Annotated in this window: 13 protein-coding genes; 12 read left to right on the top strand and 1 reads right to left on the bottom strand. The window is 55.2% G+C overall.

Annotated features, from left to right (window positions below):
• Positions 1–257 precede the first annotated feature (257 nt).
• The 10 genes from NHH03_RS22280 to NHH03_RS22325 all read left to right on the top strand — a co-directional run bounded on the left by NHH03_RS22280 (position 258) and on the right by NHH03_RS22325 (position 8765).
• The gene (locus tag NHH03_RS22280) at positions 258–563 is read left to right on the top strand and encodes a hypothetical protein (protein ID WP_253159813.1); all 306 of its coding nucleotides are present in this window, start codon (positions 258–260) and stop codon (positions 561–563) included.
• A 385-nt stretch (positions 564–948) separates the two neighbouring features.
• Positions 949–1923 carry a phage major capsid protein gene (locus NHH03_RS22285; protein ID WP_253159815.1) on the top strand — a complete coding sequence of 325 codons (975 nt, stop codon included), beginning with the start codon at positions 949–951 and terminating at the stop codon, positions 1921–1923.
• A gap of 2 nt (positions 1924–1925) precedes the next feature.
• On the top strand, positions 1926–2612 hold the full coding sequence (locus NHH03_RS22290; protein ID WP_253159816.1) for a head maturation protease, ClpP-related: 687 nt from the start codon (positions 1926–1928) through the stop codon (positions 2610–2612).
• 249 nt (positions 2613–2861) lie between these two features.
• Complete coding sequence (locus NHH03_RS28265) at positions 2862–5300, top strand: tape measure protein (RefSeq protein ID WP_253159818.1); 2439 nt, start codon at positions 2862–2864, stop codon at positions 5298–5300.
• Between the two features lie 7 nt (positions 5301–5307).
• Positions 5308–5541 carry a hypothetical protein gene (locus NHH03_RS22300; protein WP_253159819.1) on the top strand — a complete coding sequence of 78 codons (234 nt, stop codon included), beginning with the start codon at positions 5308–5310 and terminating at the stop codon, positions 5539–5541.
• A gap of 388 nt (positions 5542–5929) precedes the next feature.
• On the top strand, positions 5930–6151 hold the full coding sequence (locus tag NHH03_RS22305) for a hypothetical protein (RefSeq protein WP_253159821.1): 222 nt from the start codon (positions 5930–5932) through the stop codon (positions 6149–6151).
• 307 nt (positions 6152–6458) lie between these two features.
• Positions 6459–6869 (top strand): MarR family transcriptional regulator, encoded by a 411-nt coding sequence (locus tag NHH03_RS22310; RefSeq protein WP_253159823.1) that lies wholly within the window; start codon positions 6459–6461, stop codon positions 6867–6869.
• Between the two features lie 46 nt (positions 6870–6915).
• Positions 6916–7443 carry a hypothetical protein gene (locus NHH03_RS22315; protein WP_253159825.1) on the top strand — a complete coding sequence of 176 codons (528 nt, stop codon included), beginning with the start codon at positions 6916–6918 and terminating at the stop codon, positions 7441–7443.
• Positions 7440–7676: a hypothetical protein gene (locus NHH03_RS22320; RefSeq protein ID WP_253159827.1), complete on the top strand. Its 237-nt coding sequence runs from the start codon at positions 7440–7442 to the stop codon at positions 7674–7676. Before NHH03_RS22315 ends, NHH03_RS22320 begins: the two co-directional genes overlap by 4 nt.
• Positions 7677–7937: 261 nt before the next feature.
• Complete coding sequence (locus tag NHH03_RS22325) at positions 7938–8765, top strand: DNA adenine methylase (protein ID WP_253159829.1); 828 nt, start codon at positions 7938–7940, stop codon at positions 8763–8765.
• On the opposite strand, the gene NHH03_RS22330 is transcribed toward NHH03_RS22325, so the two are convergent.
• On the bottom strand, positions 8759–9265 hold the full coding sequence (locus tag NHH03_RS22330) for a hypothetical protein (RefSeq protein WP_253159831.1): 507 nt from the start codon (positions 9263–9265) through the stop codon (positions 8759–8761). The two genes, NHH03_RS22325 and NHH03_RS22330, sit on opposite strands and share 7 nt — an antisense overlap.
• A gap of 222 nt (positions 9266–9487) precedes the next feature.
• Between NHH03_RS22330 and NHH03_RS22335 the strand changes: the two genes are divergently transcribed.
• Together NHH03_RS22335 and NHH03_RS22340 are read left to right on the top strand one after the other, a co-directional pair.
• Positions 9488–9763 carry a hypothetical protein gene (locus NHH03_RS22335; protein ID WP_253159833.1) on the top strand — a complete coding sequence of 92 codons (276 nt, stop codon included), beginning with the start codon at positions 9488–9490 and terminating at the stop codon, positions 9761–9763.
• Between the two features lie 92 nt (positions 9764–9855).
• Positions 9856–10263 carry a DUF2513 domain-containing protein gene (locus NHH03_RS22340; protein ID WP_253159835.1) on the top strand — a complete coding sequence of 136 codons (408 nt, stop codon included), beginning with the start codon at positions 9856–9858 and terminating at the stop codon, positions 10261–10263.
• Positions 10264–10683 lie beyond the last annotated feature (420 nt).

Consider the following 10683-nt stretch of genomic DNA (forward strand, 5'->3'; position numbering starts at 1 on the left):
CTATCCGCGTCGGTGACGGCAGAGGAATCCCGTCAACACGCAAGATCACTGGCAAAACGATGCTGAATAAAGGCGGACACCAGTGACCCCCTTTATTTCAAAAGTAGGACATACGGCGCACGAAAGTAGGACATCTGCGACACGAAAGTAGGTCACCCATGTCCTCCTCACAGAAACAGAAACAGCAAGCGGGCGTTTCGTTTGCTTCGCACTCACGCCTCGCTTGCCCAGACAACTACCAACCCAGGACCCAACCAATGCGACTCACCGAGCTCTCAGAACAGACCCAGCGACACGCCGACCGGATCGGCAAGGCAACCGACATCGGCCGACCGATCAACGCCAGCCGAATGCTGGCCGACTATGGCAAAGACATCGAGGGCTTTCGGGTGGGATTCCGAAGCTATGACCCCGTTGAGGCCCATTCGACCGACCGTCACCGCGCGATGGCAACCGATTGTGATGGTGACATTTGGATCACTAAGCGTCTCGCGATCGAGTTGCTTCAGTATTGTGACGTTCAGTTCGCTGTCTACGTGATCAGCATCCTGGCCGGCCCGTAAGCCACACCAACATCAAGGAGGCCAGCGAATGCGATCGGGCGACAAATGCAGCGGATGCGAGAACGGCATTCTGCGGGTTTCCAACACGGTCACCAGCGGAAACCGCAGGACGCAGTATCTCGCCTGCCAGAACAAGGATTGTAACTTCACATCAAAAGATTCTTTCATCGTCGATGATGCAGGCCGGCGGATCTTGGAGGTTGACCAGATGCGAGAGACGATCAGTCGGCAGCAACTGCTCATCGAGCAACTGACACGCGAACTTGGTTTCTTCAGATCAGCATGAGTTTTTTAGCAGACCTGCTAAACGGGAGCATTGGAATCGCAATGCCGCCTGCAATGATGTGCGTGTTGGCGGGACAAAATAACCAAACAGGGACGGAACATGACACAGAACGCTTTTAAGATTCCACGTGAGATCCAGGCGATCAGCGGGGCCAAGTTGATCAGCTTGCTGACCAGCCAAGCAAAGAACGAGATGGTAGAGCTCGCGGCAAGAACGCTCTCAGGGATTGTGATTCACTACGCTGCACAGAACGGTGTCGTGCGTCGCTTTGGAAACGTCGCGAACATCACGCCAAGCATGAACGCAATTCCAATTGTGGACTCCAATTCGCTCGAGGTATCGCATGTCGCGCGTTTGGAAACGAAAGATCCCGGCGACACGACACCCCGGCTAAAGCTGGTGGATCCCAATCCATCAAAGACCTACGTCCGATACATTTTCTCGGACGAACTTCTAGAGGATTCTGTTGCCCTACTGAACGCAATGGCAAAAGGGGCCGGCAACGCTATTGCATCGGACGAAGACCGAAATGCTTTTATAGGCGATGGCTCCGAATCGTCCGGTTTTGTTGTCGGTATCGTCGATGCCCTGCAAGCATCCAGCCTGCAATCTGCGGCCACCGGAAACACATCGGTCGACACCCTCGACATCGACGACTTTCTGAATGTATCCGAGAAGCTGCCGGAGCTTGACGCTGAAAAGCCTCGCTGGTTCATGAGTCGATCGGCATACACGAAATCAGTTTTGCGACTGGCTGGAGCCGACGCTCTCACGCAATCATCTCCTGATGACGCTGATGGATGGCTGCTAAATCATCGCGTTCACTTCATCCCCGGAATGCCCAGTGCAGACGCCGCCGCGGGATCGACGGTCGCTCTGTTCGGTCACCTGGACCAAGCAACGGTTCTAGGCGATTACGGTGATTTAAGAGTGACAGAGCACGAGATTTTCTCCACCTGCCAAACGGCGGTGAGCATTCGGAAGATGAGCGACTTTGTTTGCTGGGACCAAGGGTCAACCGACCCCAACGACCCAGCAGGTGCGATTGTCGGCCTGCAGCTCGCTGAGGTGTAGGCATGAGCAAATCAACACGATTCTTTAATCTTGCCGCTGCCCCAAAGTCGGCAAAGCGTGACGCCGGCAAACAGTTGCAAATCAAGATTCAGAACGGCGATAACGGTGCCGAGATTTTGATCTACGAACAAATCGGCGAGGACTATTGGGGCGATGGGATTTCCGCTCGGTCGGTTGTCGATTTCCTAAACGCCAACCGGCAAAAGCCTGTTGAAGTCAGGATCAACTCACCGGGTGGATTCGTTTACGACGGCCTGACGATCTACAACGCGATGGCGTCACACTCTGGGCGTGTCACGGTGACGATTGAGGGGCTGGCATACTCGGCAGCGTCATTTATCGCAATGGCAGGTGATCACGTGCGTATGTATCCCGCTAGCGACATCGGCATCCACCGTGCGTCAGTCATCACAATCGGGAACCAGAAGGACCACCAAGCATCACGTGAGTGGCTGGCGACGATTGACGAGCATCTGATCGACATCTACCAGGCAAAGTCCGGTCGCCCTCGAAAGGAAATCGTCGGTTGGATTGACGGTGTGAGTGATGGCACCGTCTTCAGTGCTGCCCAGGCCAAGCAAATTGGTTTCTGCGATGAAATCATCGGCAATTCGAGCAAGGGCACCAACTCAATGTCGGTGATGAATCGAGCGAAGATGCAACTCCTAAGATCGAGGGCCGGAGCATAGCCACCCAAGTATCTAGCGAATCACCGACGTGCATCGGTGCCTTGGTTGGGACGGCCCGAGGTGGGCTGGTTCAGTGTCCAGCCTGCCTCGCGGTCTCCACCCGCACCCGCACCCCGGGGGGTGCCTTTTTTCTGGGGGCCGACCGGGCACGACTACCCGTTGCCCTTCTCTGCGTGCGTGTGCATCAAAATGAATTTCGCACGAACCGCCCAGTAACGTGCAAATAGCAACAAAAACCGAGGTTTTCTAGTGGCAATCAGTCTTAACGCTCTCGTTCTTCGCGTCGGTGCCGACACTTCGGGCGTCACGAAAGCCGTTCGTGCGGTTCGCTCCGACGTCAGCCGCATCAACCGTGAGTTCCGCACGGCTGCAACCGCAAGCGATCGGCTGCGGGAGGCGTCGCGGTCACTGTCACGGGTGCAACAGACCGGGGCACTCAACGCGGGAGAGTTATCGGCGGCAACCAGTGCACTGATCAAAAACTATGGCACTGCCAAGAGTGGAACCGACAAGTTCACCGACGCGATCTCCCGCGCCCAGGCTATCGTTAAACAGACCGTCCCTGAGAAGCATCGGCTAATGCAGTCGTTTCGCGACCTGAGGGTTGCGATGAACCGAGGAGCGATCACTTCGGACGAATACCAATCTGCTCTGACACGGATCAAAGGGCGGATGGTCGAACTGAGGAACGCCGAAAGCGGGTTGGCCGAACAGACTCGACAGCACCAGCAGCGAATGGAACGGGCGAAGTCGACCGTCCAGCAGATGACACCGGAGACAACCCGCCTGGCCATCCAGATTCGTGAACTGCGGTCTGCCTATGCCGCCGGCCAAGTCACCGCCGACCAATTCACGCGTGCGAACAACTCCCTACGGGCGTCCTACCGAGCTGCAAAGGCTGAATCGAACGGAACCGCTGAGGCAGCACGAAAGAACGCCGAAAGGCTCACTCGGGTGCGGAGTGTCATCACGTCAACGATTCCACAGGCGGCACGACTGGAAAACCAGATGCGTGAATTGCGGATGGAGTTTCGAGCAAACAACATCACCGCCAAAGAGTATGCGACGACCATGACCGCGCTGAAGTCTAAGACAGCCAGCACTGTGTCGGGCAACCGTGCAGCGGGCAGTTCGTTTATGTTCCTCCGCGGCCACATCGGCGGAGCGATTGCCGCCTACACGGCGTTCAATGCGATCCAGAGCGGGCTACAGGATGGATTCTCAATGGATCGGGCGTCACGGCAAATGGCTGTCTTCACGGGCAGTCTTGAGCGTGGAAAGACCATTGTCGCCCAGATGGATCGTTTTGCAGGCCGAACACCGCTGTCGTTTGAGTCGGTGATTCAAAGTGGATCGCGTCTCGCTGGGTTTGGTGTTGAGATTGATACGGTGATGGATCGCCTACAGCGACTCGGTGACGTCTCGATGGGCAACTCCGATCAGATGAACCGTCTGTCGCTCGCCTATGGGCAGGTGATCGCCAAGGGCCGGCTGATGGGGCAAGAGGCGAACCAGTTGCGTGAGGCAGGTTTTCGTCCGCTGATGCTGATCAGCAATCGCACTGGCGAGACAATGGGCGAACTGGTCAAACGGATGGAGCAAGGCAGAATTTCGTCCGGTGAGATCGCCCAGGCGTTGACCGATGCGACCAGTGCCGGCGGTGATTTCAATGGCATGTTGTCCAAAATGGCCGACACTACCGAGGGGAGCGTCAATCGTGCCTCTGAGTCACTTCGACGCCTGAAACGTGACCTGGCTGGCATTTTCTCGGAGGACATCGCAGAAGCCGCCGATTGGATCGGCTACGGCATCGAGAAGGGCCGGAACATGATCGGATCGGACTTGGCCGCATTCGCCAAGAAGTATCAGGTCGCTTTCAACGCGACCGGGGTTGGCGTGATTCCTGGCTACGTTCTGCAGCTCGGGAAAGACGCCGACGCCAGTGAAGGGGAAGTCAACGGGCTGGTTGAGACGATCAAAAAACTCGACTCGGCTGTGAAGGCGGTGCCCGAACTGCCACCTGTTTCGGCAGAAGTCGCCAGCCAGATCGAGCAGTACCGGCAGCGAAACTACGAAATCATTCATGGTCGCGAAGCTGCCGAGCGATACAACGCAATGATGAGCGGCGCGACGCAGATTCAGCAGACCGAACTGGCGAACCTGCAAAAGCGAAACCGAATGCTGACCAAATCGAAGGAGTTGGAGGAACAGCGTAATCGATTGCAGATTGACCGCATGAACGAGCGTCAACAAAAGCTGTCGACCGATGCTAACGCACTAGCCACCGAAGCTGAGCGACTGCAAGAGAAGTTCCGAACGCCGTTTCAAGTGCTGACCGACGAACTGATCAAGATCAATCGGCTGAGGGTCGACGGGCTGATCAACCCAAAGACATTCCAGCAAGCACGGCAAGAAGCGACTGAGAAGTTCCGCAATGAAAACAAGCCGGTCAAGGTGGAACTGCCGCCGACGCTCATGAAGGGCAGCCGTGAGGAATACAAAGCGATTGCAGAGGCTCGCAGTCGTGCGACCAACCAGGCGTCACGAATGCACCGAGAAGCAATGGCCGAACGAACCGCGCAGCGGATTGCAGCACAGGAAGCAGCCAAGGCGTCACGAGACACTGCGAACGAAACCGCAGCCGTTGCCGAAGCGATTCGAGAAATGGAAATCGGAGGTGCGGTGTAGCAGGCCGATGCGAATAGATTTCGACTACGGCACGGCGCTGCAGGAAGCGAATCAGTTGGTTCACCGTGGGCTGTCGATCGATGAAGCCTGCCGGCAGACTGGATTGCCACGAAAGCTATTCCGCGTTCGGACCAGCCGCCGGTTCACTGAGTTTCTACCGACGCCGGCAGAGATTGCAGCGGCAGCGGCAGAGCTGCGACGGGGACCGATGGGCAACTATGGTCATGATGACCACAGTTGAAATTCGGCGTCTTTTCCAACTGAGTGCATCATGCACTCGGTTGCCCAGTGAGCGGTTGAAATGTCTCGCCGGCGAGACATTCTCCAGTTGCCTTTATCATGCAGGCAGTTGAGTGCATCATGCACTCGGCTGAAATTCGGTACAAAAAATTGCACCGAATTTCCGAAAGCGGTCGAGTCAAAAAATTGAACCGGTCGATTCAGGCAAGCGATTTGTCGGCACACATGGGAATCCCCATAAGTGAATTGGTGATCTCACTGGGCAGTTGCGGTCATGATGACCGCAACTGGAAAAGACGGGGCTTGCCGGTGCCTACTAAGTTGGTAGGCACGAAATCAACAGTGCCGTGGCTACCAACTTGGTAGCCACTCGATCCACGGTGCAGAAGTTGACCGCTGCCAATGCGATCGATGAGGCGATTGAGGCGGGAGAGGCGAAGTCGGTCAGGAACGAAACGGGGCAACCTGTTTATCAACTTGATAAACACGAGATTGCACCAGCCGAAGTTGATCGCCGTGAGTTTGAAATGTCCCGACGTCGGGACATTTCGTTAAGCCAACTGTTGACCATGTCAACATCGAGCGGCGACCCGAAACAACTTTTCTTGTGAATGTTGTTGACAACGGTGGTTGGGATCGGGCAAACTCTGGTTTCTGTCTGGCTGTTGTGGTTGCTTCAAAACGATCATGACTTGACCGACTCGGTTGTTCATCCGAGCGGTGACGACGCCAAATCGTTGACTTCTTGACAAAGGAAATGCCCTAGCGAATCGATGCGTGAATGGTGCGCGAAGTTTTGATCCGGAAAAGTCCGGGGAGCAATGCCCTATTCGGTCGGGAGTCAACGCCCGATTTTTGAAGCGTGTCGATTCGCTTGGGCGTGCGCGTGCCGAATCGGTGCGCAAGGGGATTTTTCCCATGAGTTATCTATCAGCCGTCCAGCTGGATCGAGAACCAGGCGACCCAACCCCGAAGCAGATCAGCCGAGAGTGCTCCAAGCTTCGACTGCGGCGATCCATCGTTGAACCGATCAGCAATCGAAAGCAGGCGTTGATTCGTCTGCTGAGACGACGCCCAGGGACGACCGTTGCCGAAATCACCAGCGAGTTGCGAACGACTCCGCAAACGGTGGCCAAGTATCTGGCTGATCTAATAGCCCGCGGCATGGTCGAAGCCAGGGAGGGCAGCTATCCGGTCGGCTATTCAGTCGCCGGCGTTGACATCGATGCAGAACGCATGGAGTCCGCCGACGCGATCCTGAAGCGTTTCAGAGACCACGCCGTTGCACACGTCAACCGAGCCCGTCGCCCGCTGGCAATGGCCGGCTGAGCGTCTTCCTGATCACTCTCGAACCAAACTCTCAAATCAAACTGCAATGATCACAACATCAAACCAGATCGACAAAACCGAAGGCGAGTTGACCCAGCTGCGATCACTGGACGAAATCCGTCAACGTCGCTTCGAAATGCACCGAAGTCGGAAGCAGTCATTCGCGGACGCAAAGAAACCCGTCGCCCCGCTGGCCGTCAAAGTTGCTGAGGCAACCAAGCCACCAAAGATCAAGATCGTCTTCACGATGGAGACGCTAGAGCGATACGACACCATTCACGGCACCGTTGAACGAATGGCAGTTGACCAACCGCTCGATGCGTTGCCGATCGCTCGTGCCCTGCTGGCGTCCCTGTTGCGTCTGTCGTGGGCCAGGGTGTCTGGCAAGAGGCTGACCAACCCCGCAGCAACCGAAGTGCCGCACAAGCTGTTCCTGCGACAGGCGGTCACCAAGGACGCTATGCGGCGACTGAACCACGCAATCAAAAAAGAAACGTCCGCGTCGAACCTGCTGGAATGCTCCCGCGCGTTGCTGGTCTGGCTGGCATCTGATCCGGAGTCAGTGCTGCAATGAAAGTCACGACCACCACTTGCGGCGTGCGAGTCCAGGCGTCGACCGCCAAGGAAAACGCAGTTGTCACCGTCATGGTGCAGCTGTTGGCGATGGCAGCAGGTGTCACCGACGAAGAGCAGTCACGTCACAGCGTGCAGCAAGGTCCAGATGCGACCTGGCGAAACTGGGTTGAGATCCCCAGTCGGCTGTATTACGGGCCGCTGAAGCAGGCGTCAGGGACGCCCACACGATAGCTGGCAATCCGCCGGCAAGATGAATGCAGGACAGGCCGCATCGGCCGTCCGCGAACCACAGGACCAGATTCCGCTGGCGGTGATGAGTGTCACCCAAGGGGACGAAGTCCGCGCTGGATGAATCGGTATTAACGAACACTTGCCGATTGTTGGTGTCGACCATGCTTTTGCTCCGAATCATTGAAAAACGCAGCGATTGGGTATTGCGCCATCCACTCCGCGGCGCTAAAAAGACGGTCATCCAACACGTCAGAGATCACCATGAAAGCAACAACCAAACGCAGATCCGCACCTATCAAATGGCATGGTGGGAAGCACTACCTTGCAGAACGCATTGTCGGGTTGATGCCGAAGCATGTGCACTACGTGGAGCCGTTTTTCGGTGGCGGAGCTGTCTTGTTCCGCAAGCCCGGGTTAATGATTGATCGACACTCCGAAGTGATCAACGATCGCTACGGTGAGTTGACAAACTTTTGGCGTGTTTTGCAGTCGGCCGCCGATTTTGAAGAGTTTAAAAAACGCGTCAGCTTGACACCGTTTTCGAAAGTTGAGTTTGAGCGTGCTTGTAATGTTGTTGACGGCACTAGCACCGACAGAGCGATTGCGTTCTTCATTCGGTACCGACAGTCACGACAGGGCCTTGGACGAGACTTTGCGACCATGTCCCGCAGTCGCACACGCCGGGGCATGAACGAACAAGTTTCGTCTTGGCTGTCTGCCATCGAGGGATTGGATGAAGCACACGAACGGCTGCAGCGAGTTGTGATCTACTGCGAGGATGCCCGCCAAGTGATTGAGCGGGAAGATTCAGCGCATACGTTTTTCTACTGCGATCCGCCATACCTATCGTCGACTCGGGTTGTGAAGCAAGCCTACACATGCGAGATGAACGACGAGGATCATGCGGGGCTTTTGTCAACACTCGCGAAGCTTCAGGGGAAGTTCGCGTTGAGCGGCTACCGATGCGATCTCTACGACAGCGTTGCGTCAAAGCACGGATGGCAACGAACGGACATTGAAATCGACAACAAAGCGTCAAGTCAGAAGACGAAGCCGAAAAAGGTCGAGTCAGTTTGGACCAACTACTGAGCCTTTCGAACGTTCATCAACGTTGACAAAATCATTTCGTCTGACAAGTCTGGGCACTTGGCTTTATTTCGTACGAACTGGCAGAGTTGCCTCGCTTCGCGAGGGTGACAAACCAAGTTGTCGACCGTCTGATTTTTGTACATGTCCACATGAGCATTCACCAACAGATCGCGAAAGGCGTCAGGCTTCATTTTGCAACCTGCGTCCTTCAGGCGTTTATCAAGCCTTCGGTTTGTTCGCTCTCGCTTTAGTCCTTTGGGGCAGTCCTTTTTCTTTCGAATGTTCAACAACGTCTTCAGTGGGACCACATCAGGCATCCATTCAAGGTCGGTATCTTTGCGGACGATCTCGCAGTACTCCCTTGCCTGGCTTGGCTCGCACACCAAGTCATCTAGCGTTTTGCCGGGCATGTGCTCAGCAAAGAGTCCAAGCAGGCGTTTCTTGAATTGCTCGGGAGTGTCTGACGATTTACAAGCTGCCAATTCTGCTTTAAGTCTCATTGCGGGTCCGTCTGAGTGTTCGAAAACAAGCTGTGTAGAAATCTCACAAGAGTGTAGTCGACCCCGCCATGCCGAGGGGTGTCGGATTGCACGATCCGGGTCCTTTCCAGAGGGCATTGCGGGGGTATCCGCTCGAAGAGCTTTTGGTGGCAGGTAAAATTTGGACTATTGCCATCACCGTCACTGCCGACGACCCGGCGACTGACAACGAACTGACCGGACGTGACAGCGATCCCTGCAATCCTGAATCGCATCATCACCGATCAGGGAGGGAATCAGATGCAATCGTTTAAGGTGGCCGCGGGAGTGTTTGTCGAGGTCTGCGAAGTGAACCAGCGGAACTGGCGATCGTTCAAGACCACCAAAGAAAACCGATTCAATGAACCGATCAGCCGAACCCGATCGACGGTGCTTTTCCGATCCGGCCGCTGGATGATGCGGGTCAAGCCGGATTTCGTTCAAATGCACAACGGGCTTCGGTGGGTGCGGATGAAGTGATCATTTAGCGAATCAGCCCTGGAGGTTGATACAGGTTACGAACCAAGCCAAGATAAGGCACAAACTCAGTTGCCTGTGCGAGTGCGAGAACAATGAAAATGATTCGTGACATGGACTTGGTTCGCCGGATACTGCTGACAATCCGAAACTGGGAGGGCAGGCCAGACATTTACCAAGTCTACGCTTCGGTCAAAAATCTTGCCGCGGAAGATCACGACCCAGATCCGATCCGATTCATGGACGATTCGTTTCATTATCACATGGAGATCATGATTGCCGAGAACCTTATTCAGTGTAGCCACGGGGCAGTAGATTGCTTTGATGAGTTTTTCGACATCGTTCTAACGTGGACTGGCCAAGATCTTGCCAGCAACATCGCCAACGATTCAGTTTGGAATCGTGTGCATGGAAAAATGAGGTCCTCGGGGCTCACGGCCATTGGATTCGAGTTGATAAAGAAGTTCGCAACCGAGTTTACTGCGCAGCAATTTCGTTCTTAGAGTCTTGGCAGAATTACCTGCCCAGATCATTCGGTATACCCGGTATACCTCTAAGCGTTGAAAACCGTTGTTTTTGGTTGATTGCCGCTGCCTGAGAAAATGAGATTCACACGGCAAAACACGGTAAATCCCGAGAGAAAGCACAAAGCTTAGATGCCCTTAGGAATGAGCTGCTCTATCCAGCTGAGCTACGGGAGCGATTGGAGACGCGCGATGGGTGCACTTTGACAGCCGACTGTTTTAGCTTGCCGCCGCGGCGAAGAAAACACACCCACTTCACTGTGGGGCACCAATTTTAGGTTGTCGGACCGTATTTTCCAGCAAACATTTGCGGCGCGGTTGTGGTTGGCGTCATACTAGCCAGCCGAAAAGTAGGCCGGCGACCTGAGTCGAACTGGGATTGCCCGCTGAATGTTGTCT

This window comes from Stieleria tagensis (genome assembly GCF_024129865.1).
In the GTDB taxonomy this organism is placed as follows: domain Bacteria; phylum Planctomycetota; class Planctomycetia; order Pirellulales; family Pirellulaceae; genus Stieleria; species Stieleria tagensis.

What these genes read in the sequence shown, in the direction of transcription:
- NHH03_RS22280 (WP_253159813.1), top strand. Translation starts at nt 258, where the DNA reads ATGCGACTCACCGAGCTCTCAGAACAGACCCAGCGACACGCCGACCGG.
- NHH03_RS22285 (WP_253159815.1), top strand. Translation starts at nt 949, where the DNA reads ATGACACAGAACGCTTTTAAGATTCCACGTGAGATCCAGGCGATCAGC.
- NHH03_RS22290 (WP_253159816.1), top strand. Translation starts at nt 1,926, where the DNA reads ATGAGCAAATCAACACGATTCTTTAATCTTGCCGCTGCCCCAAAGTCG.
- NHH03_RS22300 (WP_253159819.1), top strand. Translation starts at nt 5,308, where the DNA reads ATGCGAATAGATTTCGACTACGGCACGGCGCTGCAGGAAGCGAATCAG.
- NHH03_RS22310 (WP_253159823.1), top strand. Translation starts at nt 6,459, where the DNA reads ATGAGTTATCTATCAGCCGTCCAGCTGGATCGAGAACCAGGCGACCCA.
- NHH03_RS22315 (WP_253159825.1), top strand. Translation starts at nt 6,916, where the DNA reads ATGATCACAACATCAAACCAGATCGACAAAACCGAAGGCGAGTTGACC.
- NHH03_RS22320 (WP_253159827.1), top strand. Translation starts at nt 7,440, where the DNA reads ATGAAAGTCACGACCACCACTTGCGGCGTGCGAGTCCAGGCGTCGACC.
- NHH03_RS22325 (WP_253159829.1), top strand. Translation starts at nt 7,938, where the DNA reads ATGAAAGCAACAACCAAACGCAGATCCGCACCTATCAAATGGCATGGT.
- NHH03_RS22330 (WP_253159831.1), bottom strand. Translation starts at nt 9,265, where the DNA reads ATGAGACTTAAAGCAGAATTGGCAGCTTGTAAATCGTCAGACACTCCC.
- NHH03_RS22340 (WP_253159835.1), top strand. Translation starts at nt 9,856, where the DNA reads ATGAAAATGATTCGTGACATGGACTTGGTTCGCCGGATACTGCTGACA.